General features: G+C 59.0%; 23 protein-coding genes. 7 read left to right on the forward strand and 16 right to left on the reverse strand.

All coding sequences use genetic code 11. The annotated features are described in order from the left end of the window. Position 1: 1 nt before the first annotated feature. The gene (locus AABM55_RS15290; protein WP_347926784.1) at positions 2-1,411 is read right to left on the reverse strand and encodes a circularly permuted type 2 ATP-grasp protein; all 1,410 of its coding nucleotides are present in this window, start codon (positions 1,409-1,411) and stop codon (positions 2-4) included. A 789-nt stretch (positions 1,412-2,200) separates the two neighbouring features. Between AABM55_RS15290 and AABM55_RS15295 the strand changes: the two genes are divergently transcribed. After that, a complete protein-coding gene (locus AABM55_RS15295; RefSeq protein ID WP_347926786.1) occupies positions 2,201-3,115 on the forward strand; it encodes a LysR substrate-binding domain-containing protein in 915 nt (304 codons plus the stop codon). A 137-nt stretch (positions 3,116-3,252) separates the two neighbouring features. Here the strand turns inward: AABM55_RS15295 and madM are convergent, their stop codons facing one another. The 9 genes from madM to mdcA all read right to left on the reverse strand — a co-directional run bounded on the left by madM (position 3,253) and on the right by mdcA (position 10,519). Next, positions 3,253-4,017: a malonate transporter subunit MadM gene (gene madM / locus AABM55_RS15300; RefSeq protein WP_019690474.1), complete on the reverse strand. Its 765-nt coding sequence runs from the start codon at positions 4,015-4,017 to the stop codon at positions 3,253-3,255. 1 nt (position 4,018) lies between these two features. Then, positions 4,019-4,435 (reverse strand): malonate transporter subunit MadL, encoded by a 417-nt coding sequence (gene madL, locus AABM55_RS15305; RefSeq protein ID WP_347926789.1) that lies wholly within the window; start codon positions 4,433-4,435, stop codon positions 4,019-4,021. 64 nt (positions 4,436-4,499) lie between these two features. Beyond that, complete coding sequence (gene mdcH, locus AABM55_RS15310; protein ID WP_347926790.1) at positions 4,500-5,420, reverse strand: malonate decarboxylase subunit epsilon; 921 nt, start codon at positions 5,418-5,420, stop codon at positions 4,500-4,502. Continuing rightward, positions 5,417-6,037 (reverse strand): malonate decarboxylase holo-ACP synthase, encoded by a 621-nt coding sequence (locus tag AABM55_RS15315; RefSeq protein ID WP_347926792.1) that lies wholly within the window; start codon positions 6,035-6,037, stop codon positions 5,417-5,419. Before AABM55_RS15315 ends, mdcH begins: the two co-directional genes overlap by 4 nt. After that, positions 6,031-6,834, reverse strand: a complete 804-nt coding sequence (gene mdcE / locus AABM55_RS15320) for a biotin-independent malonate decarboxylase subunit gamma (protein WP_054597425.1) — start codon at positions 6,832-6,834, stop codon at positions 6,031-6,033. The genes AABM55_RS15315 and mdcE overlap by 7 nt, the downstream gene beginning before the upstream one ends. Then, positions 6,831-7,682, reverse strand: coding sequence for a biotin-independent malonate decarboxylase subunit beta (locus tag AABM55_RS15325; RefSeq protein WP_347926794.1), 852 nt, complete (start codon positions 7,680-7,682; stop codon positions 6,831-6,833). The genes mdcE and AABM55_RS15325 overlap by 4 nt, the downstream gene beginning before the upstream one ends. Then, positions 7,675-7,974, reverse strand: a complete 300-nt coding sequence (locus AABM55_RS15330; RefSeq protein ID WP_103318509.1) for a malonate decarboxylase subunit delta — start codon at positions 7,972-7,974, stop codon at positions 7,675-7,677. The genes AABM55_RS15325 and AABM55_RS15330 overlap by 8 nt, the downstream gene beginning before the upstream one ends. Next, positions 7,974-8,849, reverse strand: coding sequence for a triphosphoribosyl-dephospho-CoA synthase (locus AABM55_RS15335; RefSeq protein ID WP_347926796.1), 876 nt, complete (start codon positions 8,847-8,849; stop codon positions 7,974-7,976). The genes AABM55_RS15330 and AABM55_RS15335 overlap by 1 nt, the downstream gene beginning before the upstream one ends. Further along, a complete protein-coding gene (gene mdcA, locus AABM55_RS15340; RefSeq protein ID WP_054597429.1) occupies positions 8,849-10,519 on the reverse strand; it encodes a malonate decarboxylase subunit alpha in 1,671 nt (556 codons plus the stop codon). The genes AABM55_RS15335 and mdcA overlap by 1 nt, the downstream gene beginning before the upstream one ends. Before the next feature lie 234 nt (positions 10,520-10,753). Here mdcA and AABM55_RS15345 point away from each other — a divergent pair, with 234 nt between their 5' ends. Then, positions 10,754-11,707, forward strand: a complete 954-nt coding sequence (locus AABM55_RS15345; RefSeq protein ID WP_347930040.1) for a Dyp-type peroxidase — start codon at positions 10,754-10,756, stop codon at positions 11,705-11,707. Between the two features lie 65 nt (positions 11,708-11,772). Here the strand turns inward: AABM55_RS15345 and AABM55_RS15350 are convergent, their stop codons facing one another. The 4 genes from AABM55_RS15350 to AABM55_RS15365 form a co-directional block, all read right to left on the reverse strand. Continuing rightward, on the reverse strand, positions 11,773-11,958 hold the full coding sequence (locus AABM55_RS15350; RefSeq protein ID WP_347926798.1) for a DUF2474 domain-containing protein: 186 nt from the start codon (positions 11,956-11,958) through the stop codon (positions 11,773-11,775). Continuing rightward, entirely contained in the window at positions 11,945-12,961 is a 1,017-nt protein-coding gene (gene cydB / locus AABM55_RS15355) for a cytochrome d ubiquinol oxidase subunit II (protein ID WP_054597432.1), read from the reverse strand. Before cydB ends, AABM55_RS15350 begins: the two co-directional genes overlap by 14 nt. Before the next feature lie 15 nt (positions 12,962-12,976). Beyond that, positions 12,977-14,398, reverse strand: a complete 1,422-nt coding sequence (locus AABM55_RS15360) for a cytochrome ubiquinol oxidase subunit I (RefSeq protein ID WP_054597433.1) — start codon at positions 14,396-14,398, stop codon at positions 12,977-12,979. A gap of 131 nt (positions 14,399-14,529) precedes the next feature. Further along, positions 14,530-16,854, reverse strand: a complete 2,325-nt coding sequence (locus tag AABM55_RS15365; protein ID WP_347926799.1) for an FdhF/YdeP family oxidoreductase — start codon at positions 16,852-16,854, stop codon at positions 14,530-14,532. A 437-nt stretch (positions 16,855-17,291) separates the two neighbouring features. Between AABM55_RS15365 and moaA the strand changes: the two genes are divergently transcribed. The 5 genes from moaA to moaE are packed head-to-tail and all read left to right on the forward strand — an operon-like array spanning position 17,292 to position 20,503. Beyond that, entirely contained in the window at positions 17,292-18,290 is a 999-nt protein-coding gene (gene moaA, locus AABM55_RS15370; RefSeq protein ID WP_054598335.1) for a GTP 3',8-cyclase MoaA, read from the forward strand. Positions 18,291-18,334: 44 nt separating this feature from the next. Then, positions 18,335-19,234, forward strand: a complete 900-nt coding sequence (locus AABM55_RS15375) for a bestrophin family protein (protein WP_054597435.1) — start codon at positions 18,335-18,337, stop codon at positions 19,232-19,234. Between the two features lie 46 nt (positions 19,235-19,280). Next, complete coding sequence (moaC, locus tag AABM55_RS15380) at positions 19,281-19,787, forward strand: cyclic pyranopterin monophosphate synthase MoaC (RefSeq protein WP_347926801.1); 507 nt, start codon at positions 19,281-19,283, stop codon at positions 19,785-19,787. After that, on the forward strand, positions 19,784-20,035 hold the full coding sequence (locus tag AABM55_RS15385) for a MoaD/ThiS family protein (protein ID WP_054597437.1): 252 nt from the start codon (positions 19,784-19,786) through the stop codon (positions 20,033-20,035). The genes moaC and AABM55_RS15385 overlap by 4 nt, the downstream gene beginning before the upstream one ends. Before the next feature lie 3 nt (positions 20,036-20,038). Next, positions 20,039-20,503 carry a molybdopterin synthase catalytic subunit MoaE gene (gene moaE / locus AABM55_RS15390; protein WP_347926803.1) on the forward strand — a complete coding sequence of 155 codons (465 nt, stop codon included), beginning with the start codon at positions 20,039-20,041 and terminating at the stop codon, positions 20,501-20,503. 43 nt (positions 20,504-20,546) lie between these two features. Here moaE and glp read toward each other — a convergent pair whose 3' ends face one another. Beyond that, positions 20,547-21,752: a gephyrin-like molybdotransferase Glp gene (glp, locus tag AABM55_RS15395; protein WP_347926805.1), complete on the reverse strand. Its 1,206-nt coding sequence runs from the start codon at positions 21,750-21,752 to the stop codon at positions 20,547-20,549. Next, positions 21,749-22,288: a molybdenum cofactor biosynthesis protein B gene (moaB, locus tag AABM55_RS15400; protein ID WP_054597440.1), complete on the reverse strand. Its 540-nt coding sequence runs from the start codon at positions 22,286-22,288 to the stop codon at positions 21,749-21,751. The genes glp and moaB overlap by 4 nt, the downstream gene beginning before the upstream one ends. Positions 22,289-22,555: the final 267 nt, after the last annotated feature.

Consider the following 22,555-nt stretch of genomic DNA (forward strand, 5'->3'; position numbering starts at 1 on the left):
CTTAGTCCTCCACTACCCAAGTGTCTTTGGTGCCGCCGCCCTGGGACGAGTTCACCACCAGCGAGCCTTCGCGCAATGCCACGCGGGTCAGGCCGCCGGGCACCAGGCGGGTTTCACGGCCCGACAGCACAAACGGGCGCAGGTCGATGTGGCGTGGGGCGATGCCGCTTTCGACAAAGGTCGGACACGTGGACAGGCACAGCGTCGGCTGGGCGATATACGCTTCGGGACGTGCCTTGAGACGCGCGCGGAAGTCCTCGATTTCCGCCGCTGTGGCCGCCGGGCCGACCAGCATCCCGTAGCCACCGGAACCTTGGGTCTCCTTGACCACCAGTTCGGGAAGATTGGCCAGCACGTGGGACAGCTCTTCCGGTTTGCGACACTGCCAGGTCGGTACGTTCTTGAGGATCGGTTCCTCGGCGAGGTAGAAGCGGATCATGTCACCGACATACGGGTAGATCGACTTGTCATCCGCCACGCCGGTGCCTATGGCATTGGCGAGGATCACGTTCCCTGCGCGATGAACCGTCACCAGCCCGGGCACGCCCAGCATGGAGTCCGGATTGAAGGACAGCGGGTCGAGAAACGCATCGTCGAGGCGCCGATAAATCACATCCACCTGTTTCGGGCCGGCGGTGGTGCGCATGTAGACATGATCGTCGCGAACGAACAGATCGGCGCCTTCAACCAGTTCCACACCCATTTCACGGGCCAGGAACGCGTGTTCGAAGTAAGCGCTGTTGAAGCGGCCCGGGGTCAGTACCACGGTCGTCGGGTTGTCCAGGGGGCTGGAGCTCTTGAGGGTGTCCAACAGCAGGTTCGGGTAGTGGTCGATGGGCGCCACACGCTGGGCGGCGAAGAGTTCGGGAAACAGGCGCATCATCATCTTGCGGTCTTCGAGCATGTAGCTGACGCCGCTGGGCGTGCGCAGATTGTCTTCGAGTACGTAGTAACTGCCGTCGCCATCGCGCACCAGATCGACCCCGGAGATGTGCGCATAGATACCGCGGTGCAGATTCAGGCCCTGCATGGCGACCTGATAACCCTCGTTGGCCAACACCTGTTCGGCCGGAATAATGCCCTCCTTGAGAATCCGTTGCCCGTGATAGATATCGGCCAGGAACATGTTCAAGGCCTGGACCCGCTGAATGCAGCCACGCTCGACCATCTGCCATTCGCTGGCCTTGATGCTGCGTGGAATGATGTCGAACGGAATCAACCGCTCGGTGCCCTGCTCGTCCCCATATAACGTGAAGGTGATGCCGGCTCGATGGAACAGCAGGTCGGCTTCGCGACGACGCTGATCCAGCAGCTCCAGGGGCGTGTCCGCCAACCAGCGCGCAAACTCCTGGTAATGTGGCCGGCAGCCACCACTCGCATCATACATTTCATTAAAAAAAGCTCGGGACATACCCCACTCCTTGCCGCGATACAGCCGGCATTTTTTTATAACTTTGTCATTCCAATAGATGAAGCCTTACGTTGTTTTAGTGAGTACTGTTTCTGTAAAGCACCTCAGTGTGCACCGTGAACTTCCTGTCCCTTTATGAAGCTGGAAGCTCACGATTCCGACAGCGTCTTGACGCATTCTGGCGTCAGAGATCTGGCCGTTTCCGGATTAGCTTACTGGCGCTCCTACTTGTAACGCCCCCAGTTTCCTTTTTTCGCAAAAACCACACTTCCGGTGGTTTGAAAGTGCTTTTGCAAGGGCTGTGCCCACGCAACGCCAGGGCCGCTAAAAATCGGAAAAAGCCCCAACAATGATATTGAGGCGACATTTACGTTCATTTATACGGTGTTTTTCTCGTAACACGCTGAAACGTTTATTGCACTTATCGTTTGCACAACTCTGGCGCGAACAAAATCGGTGCATTGGGTAAATAAGTTGACTTTATTGCCCTGTAAACGGGAAATTTTTACCCACTCTTTTTTATGAGCTTTGTAATACCAAACCTTCAGACCCGTACATCAAATTTCATCCTTGCACCATTAATGCGCACACAAATGCACACTATGGCTGCGCATGGAACCGAAGTGCCTGCTGATGACGCATAAAAGCACTCATCACATTATTCGGTTGAATGAGCGCTTCAAGTCGCAGGTTACGACGGTCAACACCGACCTGACAGGAACGCAACCGCACATCGGACAACGCAACAGCGCATGGGCATAATCAGCGGACTGAAAAAGAGTGATGGCCATGCTGATCGACGAAGAACTGACCCTGAAAAAGCTGGAAGTGTTCCTGGCGTTCATGCGCACCGGCAACCTGGCCCGTGCGGCGGCCGAACTGCAGACCAGCAACGTCAGCGTGCACCGGGCCATTCACTCGCTGGAAAGCGCATTGCGCTGCCCGCTGTTCAAGCATGAAGGGCGTAACCTGACGCCGCTGGAAAGCGCCTATGTACTCGAAGAGCGGGCGCAGAAGCTGATTCAGGATGTGCTCGAAAGCGTGCGCCTGACCCGCGAAGCCGCGGGGTTTTCGGCCGAACGCTTCAAGCTCGGCTCGCTGTATTCGCTGACGGTCAAGACTGTGCCGCAACTGATCATGGGCCTGAAGATCCGCCGCAGCGAACTCAATATCGACCTGATCCTCGGTTCGAACATCGACCTGCTGTACAAGCTCAAGAACATGGAAGTCGACGCGATCCTGGTATCCCTGGACGACAGTGTCAACGACCCGGACTGCGAGCAGATCCCACTGTTTTCCGACGACATCTTCCTCGCCACACCGGCCGATTCACCATTTGCCCAACGGGTTGAAGTCGATCTCGCCGAAGTGCGCAACGAGACCTTCATTACCCTGACCCAGGGCTTCGCCACGCATCAGGACAGTATCCGGGTGTTCAAGCAGGCGGGGTTCGAGCCCAAGGTGGCGATGCAGGTCAACGACATCTTCACCCTGCTGAGCATGGTCAGCTCCGGGGTTGGCTATGCGCTGCTGCCAGGGCGGATTGCGGCGGTGTACGAGAACCGGGTGAAGCTGATCCCGTTGCAGGAGCGCTATCGGTTGCAGCAGCACATTGGGGTGGTGTTTCTGAAAGCCAAGGAACGCGACCCGAACCTGCTGGCGTTGTTGGCGGAGTGTCGGATGTATGCCAATCGGCAGGCCTGAAACCGAGGCGAGCCCATCGCGGGCAAGCCTTGCTCCTACGGGTCATATGTCGCGCCAAAATCCTGCGGCTTACGCAAAACCAGTAGGAGCAAGGCTTGCCCGCGATGACGGCATCACAGGCGAGTCAAATCCTCAACCTAGCCGACAATCCCGCGAACGATGAAGTACAGCAACGACGGCCCCAGCAGGCAGCCCAGCCCAGTATGAAAGGTCGCCGTCAGCGCCCCATAAGGCACCAACCGCCGATCCGTCGCCGCCAGGCCCGCCGTCACACCGCTGACGGTGCCGGCCAACCCACCGAAGACCATCGCCGAGCGCGGGTTATCAAGCCCCATCCATCGCGCGGCCATCGGCGTGCCGACCATCACCAGAATCGCCTTGATCAAGCCGGTGGCAATCGATAGCGCGACCACGTCGGAACTGGCGCCAATCGCCGCGCCCGTCACCGGGCCAACGATGTAGGTCACCGCACCGGCGCCAATGGTGGTCATGCTCACCGCATCGCGATAGCCGAACATCCAGGCGATGCTCGCCCCGACAATAAACGGCAGCACGGTACCCAGCAGCAGCGCGAGCGCGCCGATCAGCCCGGCCTTGCGTGCTTCGGTGGCCTGCACCTCGAACGCCGTGGCGACGATCGCAAAGTCCCGCAGCATGGCGCCTCCCATCAGGCCGATGCCGGAAAACACCGCGACGTCCGCCAGGCCTTTCTGCCCACCGGTGAGCGTGCCGCCGACCCAGGCCAGCACCAGGCCGATGACGATGGCAATCGCCGAGCCGTGAATCCGTCCGAACGTCAGGCGTTTGGAGAGCACGACGGAGATCCACATGATCACCCCGACGAATGCGAACGCGGTGACCAGATCGTTATGTTTCAGACCCGCTTCCATGAGATTCCACATATCAGCGACCTCCCGCTGGAGCCGTGATCGAGAGACTGTCGACCGGTTCATCCGGCAACGGCTCGCCTTTGTGGGTCCGGCTGATCAGGGCGATAGTGCAACCACAGATCACCACTGAACCGATGGCCGCCAACACCGCCACCGGGCCGCCGTGCAAGGCGGCGACAACGTTCTGTTGTGCAGCCATGGCCACCACCACCGGAATGTACATGGCGCCCCAGAAGCCGACACCCAACTCGCAATCCTTGGTCATGCCGCCGCGCTTGTGCATCCACAGCTTCGCGAAAATCAGCAGGATCATCGCGATACCGACCCCGCCGACATTGGACTTGACGCCCAGCAACACGCCGAGCATGTCACCCATGATCACCCCTGCCAGCGTACAGATCGCCAGCAGCGCCACACCGTAAATAATCATTGTTGTTATCCTCAAAGTGCATCGTCGAAGTTATTGTTTTTGTCCTTCGCAGCGTGAGCGGTGTCTAGGGTTGGCGACGTCCCTCCTCACGCAGCAGCGCTTGCAACGTGTCCAGGCGCGCACCGTCGAAGGCGATCACCGTGCCTTGTTCAAACACCCGTCGGGCCAATCCTGTCAGCACCGCGCCGGGCGGCAGTTCGATGTGCAACCGCACGCCACGCTCGTAGGCGCTTTGTACGGTGCCGCGCCAGTCCACCACCCGGCACATGTTGAACGCCAGGTCCTCGCGCAACGCCTCGACCGAACGGATCGGCCGGGCGCGGCTGCCACTCAGGTAGCCGATTGTCGGTAGCTTCAATGGCACTTTGGCAAACGCCTCGGCCAGTACCTGCGCGGGCTCATCGAGCAGTGGGCAATGCGACGGCACGCTGACCGCCAGCCGTTTAGCCAACCCTGCGCCACAGCCTTTGGCCAATTCAGCGACAGCGTTCATCGCCGCATCACTGCCGGCAATCACCAGTTGGTTATCGGCATTGATATTGGCCAGGTAAACCGGCGTCTCGCTGCTGTGAACCTGCGCCAGCAAGCCTTCCACGGTCGCGAGGTCCAGACCGATGATCGCGGTCATGCCGTAGCCCTGCGGCCAGGTCTGTTGCATCAACTCACCCCGCAGGCTGACCAGATGCAGCGCATCGCTGAAACGCAACGCACCCGCCACCACCGCCGCCGGGTACGCGCCGATGGATAACCCGGCCACGTAATCCGCAGTACATCCCTGCTGCAACAAGCTGCGCGCCGCCGCGGTTCCCGCGATCAGCAGACACAACTGAACCGCACGGGTCGACTTCAGCGCCTGGGTGGAATCGAGTAGCAAAACATCTTCGCCCAGCACCTCGCTCGCCTCGATCACGGTCGCCTTGGGCAAACGATGGAGCATGCCCGGCTGCTGCGCGCCCTGGCCGGGAAACACCAACAGGCTGCTCACGCCATTTGCTCCTGTGGATACCAAGGGTCGGTCACCAGCCGTGCTTCGTGGGCATTTTTGAGCAGCACCCGCTGTGCCGGACCGGCCCATTCGCGCAAGGCAACCGCGCCCAGTGGCGTTTGCAATTGCATATCCACCGGGCACGCAGCGGCGTCCAGCCACGTCAGCAGTTCCCGAGCCTGAACCCGATCCAACGGTTGCGGCGTACGCAGGATCAAGTCGAGATCGCTGCGCTCATGCAAGGCCGTCACACCACAGGCCAATTCAAACCCGGCGCTGCCACTGACGCCCCAGACCCAACCGCAGGCATCGAGCATCGGTCGCAATTGCACCAGGGCCTGCAAGGCCGGCAGATCGCGATCACCCTCGACATGGCAAAGATCTTCCGGTCGAATCCGCTGCCGGATCGCCTCGACCGCCATCCACGTGGCATAACGTTGCTCGCGCAACGGTCCACGCACACCCACCGCAATCTGATCTTCGGCACTCAAGGCGCGTCGAACCACGACCGGCTGACCTTTGCGTGTCACCTCGATAACCCATTGCGGCGCGTCCGTTGGCAACTGCTCCGGGGTCAGTCCCCAGAGCAGGTCATGGGCCAGAAACGCGTTCACCATTGCTCACGCAACAGTTGGCGAACCTTGCTTGACGCCGCACGATTGGCCGCCCCCAGACGCGAGCTCAAATCAGCCCCGGTGCTTTCAACGTCGCCAATGGCCTGGCGTAAACAGTCGCTGACCCGCGCCAGATCGCTCGCGGTCGGCTGCTCGATTTGCTCCACCGTCAGGGTTTCCCAAAGCAAGCCGAGGCTGGCATAGCTGTCGATGTCATAGGCCATCGGCGGCACGCTGGCGGCCAGCACTTCGAGCTCCTCAACGCTGCGCAAGGTGACCCGCGCAGCCGAGACCTTGCCCATGGCGTGAACCATTACTCCAGGATCACGCAAGGCAATCAGCCGGTTGGCCTGATAACCGTGGGCCAGAAACGCCCCGGACATCGCCTTGCCCACCAGCAAACCAATCACCGCATGCCCGGCCAGTCGTGCACGGGCATAACTGTCCGCAGCAGCGGCCAGCGCCTGGTGGATGCCCAAGGCTTCTTCGCGACGACCGTAGGCCTGGCTCGGCACATCGACGATGGCGATCAATGCGCGTTTTTGCGGTTTGGCGCGATCGGCTTCAATGACTTCATCCACCGCTTTGGCCAGACCCCAGCCCTCCAACAAACCGACCTCGCCGTGACGGGCGCGGACAAAGCGGTTCTGCGGATCGGCCACCACCGCGATAAACCGCACGGGCTGCTCGCGCAGCACGCCATCGGCGACTTTCAACGAAGCGGGCAATCCGTCGACGACGGTGGCGCCGGCACTCAAGGCGTCAAACCAGTGCAAACCTCTCAGGGAATAACTGCTCATGAGTGCGCTCCTTGGTACAGATCGCGAACCGTCACCGGCTCGATTTGTGGCACCGCGTCCAGGCGCGCGAGGCGTTGCAGGAAAAGATCCGCCTGGCGACTGCGCTGTTTAGCGGGTAACCCCTGCTGCAACAACTCGCTGACCTGTTGCTGAATCTGCGCCACGTCATCGGCGACATACCGATCCACCAGTCCACTGGCGAACCGTTGCTCGCCGCCGGTCAGGCTCCAGATGAACGGACGGTCGCGTGAGTCGTATTCCTCGATCCCGGCTTCCTGTTCGATCACCTGCGGACCATTAAGGCCAAGTCGCGCTTCCTGAGTAACCAGCAGATAACTGCACAACCCGGCGGCAATCGACATACCGCCAAAACAACCAACGCTGCCGGCCACCACACCGATCACCGGCTGGTACTGGCGCAGATCGACAATCGCCGCGTGAATATCGGCAATCGCTGCCAGCCCGAGGTTGGCTTCCTGCAAACGCACGCCACCGGTTTCCAGCAACAGCACGGCGCGGGTGGCGATGCCCTTGCGGTTGTCCTCGGCTGCCAGTTCCAGCGCGCCGGCAATTTTCGCCCCGCCGACTTCACCCAGGCTGCCGCCCTGAAAGGCGCCTTCGATGGCGGCGATCACCACTGGCAAACCGCCGATGCTGCCCTTGGCGATGACCACACCGTCATCGGCTTGCGGCACCACGCCCTGACGCGACAGCCATGGCGACATGACACGCTGGAACGGGTCGAGCAATTCACGGAAGGTCCCGGCGTCGAGCAAGGCCTTGGCGCGTTGCCGGGCACCGAGTTCGACGAAGCTGTGTTTGTTGAGCAGCGCTGCACTGTCACTCATGGCCAATCTCCTCGAAACCTTGTTCCAGACGCAAGCGCACCACGCCTGGCGTGGCCCCGAAATCATGAATGTCGATGGTCATCGCCGGCGGTGTCTGGCCATCGAACATCCGTGCGAACACATGCTGCCAGCGCTGTTGGCTGCCATTGACCGAGGTCTGCACCTGGATCGTCAGGGTGCCGGCCTGTCCCGGTTCGAGCAGCACTTCAAGATCGCCCGAGCCGACACAGCCGACCAGCGCCCTGCCCCGCGCCGGCTGCCCGGCGGGGAATTCAAAGGATAAGGTTTCCATCAGAAAGCTCCCTGGATGACGCCGTCGCGGGCTGAGATGCGGTCGATAAACAGACAGGCTGCAAGCAAATCCGCAGCGCCGCCCGGCGAGGCATTCAACGCAATTAATTGTTGGTCCAGCTCATGCAACCGGCGACGACCGGCCAGGCTGGCGCTGCCGCCCGCCTCGAGCACCGAGCGGGCGCCGAGTTGCATCGTTTGCAGCCCCTGTTCGCCTGCGCGGTAAAGCACGCAGGTATCGGCGAGCGTGCTCATGATCGCCAGCAAGGCATCGAGCCGGGCGTTCTGTTCGCCGCTGCCATTGGCGCGGCTACGTTGGAGTTGCGGCAAGCCGAATTGCATCACGGCCGGAAAGCCTAGTTGTGCCTCTTCCCGAGCGCCTCGCGCCCCGTAACGTTGTGCTACTTGAGCGCCGTGGCTGAACGGCCGTGGCGCATGGCGATCCTCGAGTAAAGCCAGACGCGCGGCGCGCACAGTGACCGCGCTGGCACCACAGGATTCAGGTTCCAGCGCGGCGGCCGCGACCAACAGGCCCAAGGCCCAGATCGCTCCGCGATGGGTGTTCACGCCATCGGTGGTGGCCAGCATCGTTTGTTCACCGTCGCGACCGATTTGCCCGAGGGCCTCGCGCAGCGGCAGACCGACTTCGCCAAACGTGATAGCTGCTTGCGCCATGTCCTTGAAGGCCGGCCACAGCGACAGTGCCGAAGCGTGCATCAGCCCCAGGTGCAAATCGCTGTGGGCACCGTTGCCGCGACGATCGACCAGCGCCGGTTTGGGTGACAGGTCGGCTTCGTCGATCAGCGCGTCTACCGCCAGGTCCGCCAGCCGTTCGGCCAGGGTCAGGCGTTTGGGTTGCAGATTGAGTGCGTGCATTACCAGCTCCTGAATTTGGCGGGCGGGTTGTACAAGCCACCCGACCACTCCACCAGATCGGCGACGCTTTTCGCCGCCAGCAATTCGCGGGTGGCGTCGGTGCGGCGGATGCCGAGGTCTTCGGGCAAGGCGATCAGGCCCTCGCGGCGCATCCGCGCAGTGTCTTTGGGGTTATGGCGCAGGCCGATGGCGGTGACCCCGGCCACAGCCGCGATCATTGCCTGGCGTTCTTCCAGGGAGCGCGCCTTGTACAAATAGGCGATGCCTTCTTCGGTGAGCAGGTGAGTGACGTCGTCGCCGTAGATCATGATCGGCGCCAGCGGCATGCCGCTTTTCTTCGCCACTTCAACCGCATCGAGGGTTTCAACGAAAGTCGGTTTGCCGCCCTCCTGGAAAGTCTCGACCATTTGCACCACCAGCTTCTTGCCACGTTCGAGCAGCGCTTCGGGGGCATCGTCGTGGCGCATGTCGAGCCAGGCCGGGGTACCGTGGCGGCGACCACGCGGGTCGTGGCCCATGTTCGGCGCGCCGCCAAAACCGGCCAGGCGTCCACGGGTCACGGTGGAAGAATGGCCGTCGCCGTCCACCTGCAAGGTTGCACCGATAAACAGGTCCACCGCGTACTGCCCGGCCAGTTGGCAGAACATTCGATTGGAACGCAGGGAGCCGTCGCGACCAGTGAAAAACACGTCCGGGCGCGCGGCGATGTAATTCTCCATCCCCAGTTCGGTGCCGAAGCAATGCACGCTTTCGACCCAGCCACTTTCGATGGCCGGAATCAGCGTCGGGTGCGGGTTAAGGGTCCAGTTGCGGCAGATCTTGCCCTTGAGTCCAAGCGATTCGCCGTAGGTCGGCAAGATCAATTCGATGGCGGCAGTGTTGAAACCGATACCGTGGTTGAGCGACTGAACGTTGTGTTTCTCATAAATCCCGCGGATCGCCATCATCGCCATCAGCACATGCACGGGTTTGATGTGCCGAGGGTCACGGGTGAACAACGGTTCGATGTAGAACGGCTTGTCGGCCACCACCACGAAATCCACCCAGGACGCGGGGATGTCCACGCGGGGCAACTCGCTGACGTCGTCCACCAACTGGTTGACCTGGACGATCACAATGCCGTCGCTGAAGGCCGCCGGCTCGATCAGCGCCGGAGTGTCCTCGGTGCTCGGCCCGGTGTAGATATTGCCGGCACGGTCGGCCATGAAACCGGCCGAGAGCACCACATTCGGAATCAGGTCCACCACCAGTCGGGCGTAGAGCTCGATGTAGGTATGGATCGCGCCGATTTCCAGCAGACCATCTTCAAGCAACTGGCTGATGCGCAGACTTTGGGTGCCGGCGAAGGAGAAATCGAGCTTACGCGCGATGCCGCGTTCGAACAGGTCCAGGTGCTCGGAGCGGCCGACGCTGGGCATGATCATGTGCAGGTCATGCAGCTTGGCCGGATCGGCCTTGGCCAGGGAACGGGAAAGAAAGTCCGCCTGCTTCTGGTTGTTGCCCTCCAGCACCACGCGGTCGCCAGGCAGAATCAATGCCTCCAGCGCCGCAACGATCTTGTCGGTGGGCAACACCACGCCATCGGCGAGACCCCGCACCTGCTCCAGGCGACGCTGTTTTTCACTGCGCCGCCGCGTCCAGCGCGAGTCGGGGGATATTGTTGTTGTCATGCTCACTCCACGGGTTCGCTTTTGTGGAGTTACCTTAGGAGCTAACGGAGGGAGGCATCAATCAAGATGAGCGGCGAACCGTTACGCTCAAGTTAACGTTTTCCATGAAAGCCACGATGAGTGAGGTACGCCGCATGGACTGCTCGTCCACGTCGATTGCTGTTTTGAAACCATTACCTGCTACTGTCTTTCACTCCCGCTGCGCCGCATGTGGAATTATCAATGACAAAACTGATGCCAATGGATAATCAAACGCCTGATCCTCAATCTGTCTGTAGTCCCATTACCAGCAGCGCGATTTTCATCGTCGCCACACTAGCGCCTGGGAATGAATCTGCCGCTAAAGTGCGGGCCTGGTGCGCAGACGTCGCGGCCCTCACGCGATCGGTCGGTAAACGTGCTCCCTCGGGCAATTTGTCGTGTGTCTGCGGCATCGGTTCCAGTGCCTGGGATACCTTGTTCGGCAGCCCGCGTCCCGCCTCTTTGCATCCATTCCGCGAGTTCGGTGTAGAGGGACGTCGAGCCGTCGCAACGCCGGGCGACATTTTGCTGCACATTCGTGCGGATCAAATGGACCTCTGTTTCGAATTGGCGACGCAATTGCTCTCAGCGCTTGGCGATGCAGTCTCGGTCGTTGATGAAGTTCAGGGTTTCCGTTATTTCGACATGCGCAGCATGGTCGGTTTTGTCGACGGCACCGAAAACCCGGTCGGTCGCCATGCTGTCGACTTCACGATCATTGGTGATGAAGACCCGTCGTATAGCGGTGGCAGCTATGTGCTGGTACAGAAATACCTGCACAAGATGAGCGCGTGGAACGAGTTATCCGTCGAGGCTCAGGAACGCATTATCGGACGCAAAAAACTCTCCGATATCGAACTCGATGACTCGGTCAAACCGAGCTGTTCGCACAGCTCCTTGACGACCATCACCAAGGACGGACAGGAAGTGAAAATCCTGCGCGATAACATGCCGTTCGGTCGGCCAGGCGCAGGCGAGTTCGGTACCTACTTCATCGGCTATGCGCGCTCCCCAGAACCGATCGAGCAGATGCTCGAGAACATGTTTGTCGGCAGACCCGCGGGCAACTATGACCGGTTGCTCGATTTCAGCACGGCGGTCACCGGAGGCTTGTTCTTCGTTCCGTCAGCAGACCTGCTCGAAGAGCTCGCTGATCGCGAGCCTTAGGCCATTGGTAAAAAAAGGCCCGGCGCGAAAGATCGCGCCGGGCCTTTATCGTATGAAACCAGTCATCAATGAGTGGTCATTCCGGCCATATGCATCATCAGCCGGAACAAGCTCGCCACTGCCCCCAGCGCAATCACACTGCCGAACCAGATAGCGATCAACCAAAGAACCCGTCGATACCAAGGGGAGGATTGGTTTTGCGTGACCGACTCTTCACTCGTCAGAGCGCTTTTGCTTTCAATGGTAGCCATCGCCGATCCTCACTTTTCCGCGGAACACGTAGTAGCTCCAGCAGGTGTACATCAGGATGATTGGCAGAATGAACAACGTGCCGATCAAGATGAACAGCTGGCTTGAAGGCGGCGATGCGGCCTCCCACAGGCTGATGGAGGGCGGTACGATATTCGGCCAGATGCTGAAGGCCAGACCGATATACCCCAGGAAAACCAGCGCCAACGTGAACACAAATGGCCAGTGCGAGTGATAGTGGCGTAACGATCTGAGCAACCCGAATAGCGCCAGCACTCCGAGGATCAACAACCCGCCAAAGACCACGGTATGCGCGTGCGTGAACCAGCGAATCGCAATCTCCGGATGCAGCATCGGTGTCCAGACACAGAGCACCGCCACGACCGCCGTGAGGGTGAACGCCAGCGGCCGAGTGTAGTGACGCATGCGTGATTCAAGCATGCCTTCGGTCTTGACCAGCAACCAGGTACTGCCGAGCAGCGCGTAGGCGACGATCAACCCGAAACCGCAGAACAGTGGAAAGGCTGACAGCCAGTCCAGGGTGCCGCCTGCAAACTGCCTATTGACCACCGGAATTCCAGCGATATAGGCGCCAATCACGATGCCTTGGCAAAACGTTGCCAGGAGCGAGCCGCCGATAAAGGCCATGTCCCAGATGTGACGTTTTTCAGGACTGGCCTTGAAGCGGAATTCAAACGCCACACCGCGAAATATCAACCCGGCCAGCATGAAAATCAGCGGCAGATACAACGCCTCCAGAATCACCGAGTAAGCCAACGGAAACGCACCGTAAAGTGCCGCCCCGCCGAGTATCAGCCAGGTTTCGTTACCGTCCCAGACCGGCGCGACGGTGTTCATCATCACATCGCGTTCCTGCCTGTCCGGGATCAGCGGGAACAGGATGCCCAACCCCAGATCGAAGCCGTCCATGATCACGTACATCATCACCCCGAAGGCAATGATGACGCCCCAGATCAACGACAGATCTATACCTTGAATACCCATGATCTATCCCCTTGCTCAGTTGACGTGATCGCCGGACGCGAACGTCTCGGAGATGGCGGACAGGGGGCGGCGTGGCGTGCGCTCCTGGTCCAGACCGCCTTGAGGCGGATGCTCGTGATGTGGCTGCGGGCCTTTGCGTACCAGCTTCATCATGTAGCCGATGCCCACCGCGAACACCGAGAAGTAGATCAACACAAACAACGCCAGCGAAACGCTGAGCTGCGTGACCGTGTGGTTGGAAGCCGCATCGGCGGTTCGCAGAAGCCCGTAGACGACCCATGGCTGACGGCCTACTTCTGTGGTGATCCAGCCCGCCAACATCGCGATAAGACCGGTCGGCCCCATGAACAACACCAGGCGCAGGAACAGGCGGTTGCGGTACAGCGCCTCGTTACGACGTAAAACAAGACCCAGCAAACCGGTGAGGATCATCAACATTCCAAGCCCGGCCATAATCCGAAAGCTGAAGAAGATGATGGTCGCGTTAGGACGGTCCTCTTTTGGGAAACTCTTGAGCGCGGGGATCTGTTTATCCAGGCTGTGAGTCAGGATGAGGCTGCCCAGGTAAGGGATTTCCAGCGCATAACGGGTCTTCTCGGCCGCCATGTCCGGGATACCGAACAGCACTAGCGGCGTCGGCTCGTTACCGATGTTTTCCCAGTGCCCTTCCATGGCGGCAATTTTCGCCGGTTGATGTTCCAGGGTATTCAGACCATGGGCATCACCGACCACCGCCTGGATCGGCGCCACGATCAACGCCATCCACAACGCCATCGAAAGCATTTTGCGCACTTGCGGCGTGTCATTTTTACGCAGCAAATGCCAGGCTGCGGAAGAGCCGACAAAGAACGCTGTAGCCACAAACGCAGCGATGGCCATATGCGCCAGTCGGAAAGGGAACGACGGATTGAAGACGATGGCCAGCCAGTCCATCGGCATGATCCGCCCATCCACGATCGAGAACCCCTGTGGCGTCTGCATCCAGCTGTTGGAGGCCAGAATCCAGAAGGTCGAGATCAACGTACCGATGGCGACCATCACCGTGGCAAAGAAGTGCAGCCCTCGCCCTACCCGGTTCCAGCCGAACAACATCACCCCAAGGAAGCCGGCCTCGAGAAAAAACGCCGTCAACACCTCATACGTCAGCAATGGCCCGGTAATACTCCCGGCGAAGTCAGAGAACCGGCTCCAGTTGGTGCCGAACTCGTAGGCCATGACCAGCCCGGAGACCACTCCCATACCGAAGTTGACGGCAAAGATTTTCGACCAGAAGTGATACAGGTCCTTGTAAACCGAGTTGTTGCTTTTCAGCCAGAGCCCTTCGAGGACCGCCAGGAAACTGGCAAGCCCGATAGTGATGGCGGGAAATATGATGTGAAACGAGACCGTAAACGCGAATTGAATTCGCGCCAGGTCGAGCGCTCCCGGATTTAACATGACAATACCCTCATAGTGGCCCGATGCACGTGCACACAGAGCCCGGCCGCAATGAGCCTCATGGCTCGCAGCGAACAGATTTCCAATGATCTGGTGAGGCCGGGGTGGTAATCACGCCACCCCGGCCAGACTCAAGCGCCGAAGGACTGGATCAGGTTGCTGGCCTGTGCCTGTTCAAGGCGAATCGCGATGAACTTCGAGGTCGGCGTGAACGTCCGGTCGCCGTAGCTTTCCAGCGGCACCAGCGGGTTGGTTTCCGGGTAATAGGCAGCGGCCTGACCAGGCGGAATGTCGTAGGCGATCAAGGTGAAACCGCTCACTCGACGCTCACGACCATCGCCCCACAGCGAGATCATGTCGACCTTTTGCCCCGGCTCGTAACCCAGTTTGCGAATGTCCTGCTCGTTGACGAACACCACATCGCGCATGCCGTAGACGCCGCGATAACGATCATCCAGTCCGTACAAGGTGGTGTTGTACTGATCGTGGGAGCGCATGGTTTGCAGGATCAGATCCGGCTTCACGTCCAGGTTACGCACGCCTTCGCTGACCAGGTGTTCCGGCAATTCGCTGGGAGCAAACTGCGCTTTGCCAGTCGAGGTATTCCAGATGCGTTTGGCGGCATCGTTACCCAGGTGAAAGCCACCGGGGTGCAGCAGTTTATTATTGAAATCCTCGAAACCGGGAATGGTGTCGGCAATCAGGTCACGGATGCGACTGTAATCGGCGACCGCCCAGAGCCAGTCAATCGGGTGCTTACCCAGGGTTGCGTTGGCAATCCCGGCAATGATCGCCGGCTCCGAACGCATCAGCGGTGATTTGGGTTTCAGTTGGCCGTGGGAAATGTGCACCATGCTGAAGGTGTCTTCTACCGTCACGCCTTGCGGACCTTCCTCTTGAATGTCGATATCGGTGCGCCCCAGGCACGGCAAGATCAAGGCCTCACGGCCGGTGACCAGATGGCTACGATTGAGCTTTGTGGCAATGTGCACCGTGAGGTCGCACTTGCGCAGGGCGTCATGAGTGCGCGGACTGTCGGGAGTTGCCTGAGCAAAGTTGCCGCCCAGGCCGATGAAGACTTTCGAGCGTCCGTCTTCCATCGCCGCAATCGCCATCACCGTGTTATGCCCGTGTCGGCGCGGTGCCTTGAAGGCAAAGCGTGCTTCCAGCGCATCAATAAACTCAGGTGGTGCCAGTTCGTTGATGCCCATGGTGCGGTCGCCCTGCACGTTACTGTGCCCGCGTACCGGCGACAGCCCTGCACCCGGGCGACCGATATTGCCACGCAACAACTGCACATTGATGATCTCCTGCACGGTCACCACTGAGTGCGTGTGCTGGGTCACCCCCATCGCCCAACACATGATGACCCGCTTGGCTCTGCGGTACATGCGGGCCGCCAGTTCGATGTCCGCCAGCGACAAGCCGGACTGCTCGACGATGTGCTCCCAGGTCGTGGCGTCGACTTCAGCCAGATAGGTTTCCAGGCCCGAGGTGTGCTCGGCGATGAACGCGCGGTCGAACACTGCCTCGCTGTTGTTCGCCAGCGCTTCACGCTCCCACTGCAACAAGAACTTGGCGATACCACGCATCGCCGCCATGTCGCCGCCCAATGCCGGACGAAAGTACGCAGACGAGGTCGGTTCGGAGCCGTTGGTGAGCATTTCCAATGGATGCTGCGGATGCTGGAAGCGTTCCAGCCCGCGCTCTTTCAGGGGGTTGAAACAGATCACCTGCGCGCCCCGCTTCACCGCTTCGCGCAGAGGCTCAAGCATCCGCGGGTGATTAGTGCCCGGGTTCTGGCCGATGACGAAAATCGCGTCGGCTTCCTCCAGGTCATCGAACGTCACCGTGCCTTTGCCCACGCCGACGCTGTCATCCATGCCCAGGCCGCTCGCCTCGTGGCACATGTTCGAACAGTCAGGGAAGTTGTTGGTGCCGTAGGCGCGAACGAATAGCTGATAGAGGTAAGCCGCTTCGTTGCTGGCCCGACCGGAGGTGTAGAACTCGGCCTGATCCGGCGACGTCAGCCCTTTCAGGTGTTTGGCGATCAAGGCAAACGCATCGTCCCAGCTGGTTTCGACGTAACGATCAGCAGAGGCGTCATAGCGCATGGGGTGAGTCAGGCGCCCCTGGTATTCAAGCCAATAGTCACTTTGTGCCGCCAGCGACGACACCGTGTATTTGTTGAAAAACGCCGGGTTGACCAGGCGGCCGGTAGCTTCCCAGTTGACCGCTTTGGCGCCGTTCTCGCAGAACTTGACCATGCCATTTTCCGGCGACTCGCCCCAGGCACAGCCCGGGCAGTCGAAGCCGCCGTTCTGGTTGGTCTTGAGCATGGCTCGAATGTTCTTGAACGCGTTTTCGCTGCCCAGCCAGTTTTTGGTCACAGCAATCAGCGCGCCCCAGCCAGCGGCCGCCCCCTTATACGGTTTATAACGTTCAACTTCGCTCATGATACTTCTCCAAGACGTGCACACAGGCGTCAACCTGATGTCAAGTCGTTGTTAATTGCTGTTGTTGTGCGCCTATAAAAATGCGGATTTATTTAGCGGTAGGTTATTCGCAGTTAATCACTTCAAGGGCCCGATTCAGGGGTACGAACCCAGACTATTCCGCGTATTACATGGCTGTCTAATCGTTAATAATGACCAGATCATCAAAATAATCTATCAACAAAACAATCACGAAAAATCAATGAGTTAAATATTTAAATCAACATAAACATGAACCACTTTTCTCTCGATAGACCCCATTGATCAATCAGTTGTTAATAGTGATTAGACGACGACTTTAAATGACCTTAGTCTTGCCTCAACAAGGCCCTATATAGCAGTGGCTTTCCAAAACCAGCGCCATGCTCGATAGACCTGGAGCGCTGATGGAGGTTGAGATGTCAGATCGAATGTTGATGGATGGTTTTTCCCGGCGGGTCGACTATCTCAGAATGTCTGTGACCGACCGGTGCGATTTCCGCTGTGTCTATTGCATGGCCGAGGACATGGAGTTTTTGCCGCGACAGCGCGTATTGACGCTGGAAGAGATCTATCAATTAGCTGAAAGCTTTGTGGCGCTGGGCACCCGTAAAATCCGCCTGACCGGTGGTGAACCGTTGATTCGCCCCGGCGTTGTAGATCTCTGTAAACGGATTGCCGCGCTGCCGGGGCTGCGTGAACTGTGCATGACCACTAACGGTTCACAGCTGGGCAAGCTCGCGGCACCGTTATTCGATGCGGGGCTCAAGCGCCTCAATATCAGCCTCGACAGCCTGGACGCCAAGCGCTTCCGCGAACTAACCCGCACGGGTGATCTGGCTACCGTCATCGGCGGAATTGACGCAGCGAATGCGGCAGGTTTTCAACATACCAAACTCAACTGCGTCGTCATGAAAGGCCGCAATGATCACGAGATAAATGATCTCGTAGGCTTTGCGATTGATCGTGGGCTGGATATTTCCTTCATTGAAGAGATGCCGCTAGGCGTTATCAGCGAGCACAGCCGTGCCGACGCGTTCTTTTCAAGCGCGCAGGTGCGCGAGCGTATTGCCGAGCGCTACACCCTTATCGAATCCGCGGAATCGACCCAAGGCCCTTCGCGCTATTGGCGCCTGGCCCAGGCACCGGATATTCGCCTGGGGTTCATCTCGCCCCACAGCCACAACTTTTGCGCTACCTGCAATCGTGTTCGGCTGACCGTCGAAGGCCGGCTCTTGCTGTGTCTGGGCAATGAGCATTCCGTCGACCTGAAGGAAGTACTTCGCCGCTTTCCAGGAGAGCCGGAGCGCCTGGAGAAGGCAATCATCGAGTCGATGAAGATCAAGCCGTACCGACACAACTTTGAACTCAATGATGAGGTGCAAGTTGTCCGTTTCATGAACATGACCGGCGGATAGCCTGCCCCGTTTTCAGATCATTACTCTCTAGAAGGCTGTCCCCCATGATCGTTAGAGCCAAACCTAATCTGATCAATGTCCTGATTTCACTCAAAGGCTCGATTGCCAAGCGTATCGCGCTGCGCAGCCTTCTGGTGACTCTCCTGGCCTCTGCTATTGTCCTGGTCGAGACACTCCATCCCGCGTACTTCTCGAAGGTCAATGCCACCCCCTTCACGCTGCTGGGGTTATCACTTTCAATCTTCATGAACTTTCGCAACAACGCCTGCTACGACCGCTGGTATGAAGCGCGCAAAGCGCTCGGTGCGATGGTGATGGATGTACGCTCGATGATCAGGGAAACCCAGGTCATCAAGGACAAACAGCAACGCAGCAAGGTATTGCTCGACCTCTGCGGGTTTGCCCATGCGCTTAACGCCAAGCTTCGCAAAGAAGACGAACTCAGTGCCGCGAGTACGTGGCTCAGCAGGTTGCCCTCAGCCAACACCCCGAACATCCCTGAACGGATCCTGCGCCACGTCGGCCAACAGTGCTCGACGCTCGCCGAATCCGGTGAGATCAACGAATGGCGTTACACGCTGATGGCCAATCACCTGACCAATCTGACCACCACGCAAACGACCTGTGAGCGAATCAAGAGCACCCCACTCCCGTTCCCTTACACACTCCTGCTGCACAGGACCATTTACATATTTTGCATCTTGCTGCCCTTCGCGATGGCCGAGCCACTGGGTTGGCTAACGCCGGTGTTCACCGCGATTGTGAGTTATACGTTTTTTGGGCTGGATGCCATTGGCGACGAATTGGAAGACCCCTTTGGTCGAGATGAAAACGACCTTCCAACCAATGCCATTGTGCGCACCATCGAGCGTGAAGTGCTTGACGCCTTGGGTGCGACAGAACTCCCTCCGCTGCTTCAGCCAGTGGATTTCGTGCTGGACTGAATCGCACCCACTACCCATCAAGCACCCGCTGGGGTGAAGGATAAACATGAACGACTTCAATCAGCCCGATTCCAGGGTGCTGACTCATCTGGATGCCGAGGGCCGGGCCAACATGGTCGATGTCAGCGAAAAAGATCCGACAAACCGTGAAGCTCAAGCGCAGGCCTGGATACGGATGCAACCCGCCACGTTGAAACTTATCCAGCAAAACGGGCACCCCAAAGGTGACGTGTTTGCGGTCGCTCGTATCGCCGGGATCATGGCGGCGAAGAAAACCCATGAACTCATTCCGCTGTGTCACCCACTGATGCTCAGCGCCATTCACATCGAACTGCAGGCCGTTGAGCCCGATCGCGTCAGAATTGTGAGCACCTGCCGACTTAACGGCAGAACAGGCGTCGAGCTGGAAGCGCTCACGGCGGCGAGTGTGGCGGCACTGACGATCTACGACATGTGCAAAGCCGTCGACCGAGGGATGATCATCGAGAACATCCAGCTGCTCAGAAAACACGGCGGAAAATCCGGTAACTTTGAAGCGAGTGTCGCTCAATGATTCTTATCAACTACTTTGCGCGTTATCGAGAACAACTCGGCATTGGCGGAGAAAAAATCGCGCTGACCGCGTCATTGCAGAGCATTGACGATGTCAGAAAACTGCTGATCGCCAGAGGCGAGGTGTGGGAGCAAGTCCTCGGTGAAACCAGCCTCATGTGCGCGCTGAACCAGGAGTTGTGTACGCTCGACGCCGCCATCGAAGACTTCGATGAGATCGCCTTCTTCCCTCAAGTGACGGGGGGTTGAGCGATGACGGTTCAGGTCCAGACCGAGCTATTCAACCTGAATGAACTGAACAGCCGTTTGCACGCCGAAGACCCTGGCGTTGGTGCCGTGGCCACCTTCGTCGGCTATGTCCGAGATATCAATCAGGGGGAAAAGGTCAGCAGCCTGTTTCTCGAACATTATCCAGGAATGACCGAGCAATCATTGCAACGCATCGTCGACCAGGCCAATGACAGGTGGCCTCTTCAGCGAGTGAACATCGTTCACCGCGTGGGTCTTTTGAACGTCGGTGATCCCATCGTGTTTGTCGGCGTTGCCAGCGAGCATCGACAGGCGGCCTTTGATGCCTGCGCTTTTTTAATGGACTACCTGAAAACACGAGCGCCCTTCTGGAAGCGTGAAGAAACCGGCTCCGGTGACCGTTGGGTATGCGGCAGAGAGAGTGATCGGCTGGCAGCACGTCGCTGGGAAGGTGGCGATGGGTGCTAGCGGTAGGAGCCCCCTCAAATAATTGAGGGGGTGGATAGATCGCTTAGAACAAGTCGCAGAACGGAATAAACCGCGCCGTGTCACCGGTCTGCAGCGTGCAACCCTCTGGAATCTCGACCAGTCCATCAGCCCAGGATGCGCCGAGCAACACGCCTGAACTCTGGTTCGGATAGAGGATGGCGCGCCCCGCCTCCAGCCTGGCTCTGAGGTATTCCCTGCGGCCTCCGGCTTTTGGCCAATCAAAACCGACGCTCATCGGGAAGCTCAAGGGCGTGACGTCTTCGACGCCCTGGATACGCAACAGATAGGCACGGGCCAACAGTCCAAATGTCACCAGCGCCGACGTCGGGTTTCCTGGCAGGCTAATGACCGGCACCGTGCCAAAGTGTCCCACTGTCAGTGGTTTCCCCGGCTTGATCGACAACTTCCAGAACAGTGGTTTACCGCATTCACGCAGCACCTGCCCGAGACAATCGGCGTCACCTGCGGACACGCCGCCAGTGGTGAGAATCACGTCCGCTGCGTGTTGCAACTGTTCGAGTTTGAGCCGCGTCTGCTGTGGCCTATCGGGGAGAATGCCGGCATCGATGACCTCACAACCCAGTGCACTTAACCAGTGGCTCAACAAGGTGCGATTGCTGTTGTAGATACAGCCAGGCTTCAAAGGCGTGCCCGGTTCGGCCAGTTCATCGCCTGTGGAGAGCAGCGCAACCCGTGGGCGCCGTACAACATGCACATGCGTACATCCCTGGGCCGCGGCGATAGCCAACTCGAAAGGCCCCAGTCGTTTGCCCGCACGGAGCAAAACCCGCCCGACACGGTTCTCCTGGCCCTGCGGTCGAATATTCTGGCCTGCCGTCAGCGACTGTTTGAAACGTACCCGGCCGTCCTCCAAAAGCTCGACGTTTTCCTGCATCTCGACACTGTTGGCACCCTCGGGTACCGGCGCTCCGGTAAAGATTCGGGCACAGGTTCCCGGTAGCAACGCTTCGGGGGCCTGACCGGCAAGAATTCGTTGTGACACGGCAAACGGCTGTCCGCTCCAGTCGCCCACATTCAAGGCATATCCATCCATGGCACTGTTCGGCCAAGGCGGAAGATCGAGAGTTGCCACCAGGTCACTGGCCAACACCCGTTGCCGTGCGTCACTCAGCGGTACCGACTCGCTATCATGAAGACGCTGCGCTTCGGCCATCGCCAGCAATCTGTCGATGGCCTCCTCCACAGGCATCAGTTGTGACTGGCTCATCCCCGTGTCCCGCAGGCTTGCACAGGCTTGAGGTGCGGCACGAAATTGCACGGCCTGTGACGTGCATCCAGCTGCTCGGCAAGAATGCCTTCCCACGCAGTTCGACAGGCGCCGGTCGAACCTGGCAGGCAGCACACCAGCGTGCCGTTGGCCAGCCCGGCCAAGGCCCGACTCTGAACCGTGGAGGTGCCGATATCGAGGATGGAAATCGCCCGAAACAGCTCACCAAAGCCATCAATCTGTTTATCCAGCAAGCAGGCCACCGCCTCAGGTGTGCTGTCGCGCCCGGTGAACCCGGTCCCCCCGGTAATCAGCACGACCTGAATATGTTCATCGGCAATCCAGGTGGCTACCTGCGCGCGGATTTTATACAGATCATCCTTGAGCAAGTTACGCTCACTCAGGGTGTGCCCCGCCTCCAGCAATCGACTGACCAGCAATTGCCCAGAGGTATCGTTGGCATATTCACGGGTATCACTGACGGTCAGCACAGCCATATTCAACGGTACAAATAACGCATCCGACTTAACGCTCATGTCATTCTCCGGCAGGCAATAATGAAAGCAATTGCCAGAGGCTAATTCGCTAAAACAGTCACTGTCTAATCACTCTGGCCAACCGGTTTATCGAGCGCCTCTATCGAGAGCTTTCTCACCCGCAACGATTAGTAGTTTTAACTAAATTCGCTCGCGATAGAGCCAACCAATCGGTCGGTCAATACGTGTGATTGGACTGACAAGCAGGACAGTGAGATCGTTTGCTGACCCAACTATCGGTGTTTTTAATCAAGACACTTACCTGCT

This window comes from Pseudomonas helvetica, assembly GCF_039908645.1.
Classification (GTDB): Bacteria; Pseudomonadota; Gammaproteobacteria; order Pseudomonadales; family Pseudomonadaceae; genus Aquipseudomonas; species Aquipseudomonas helvetica.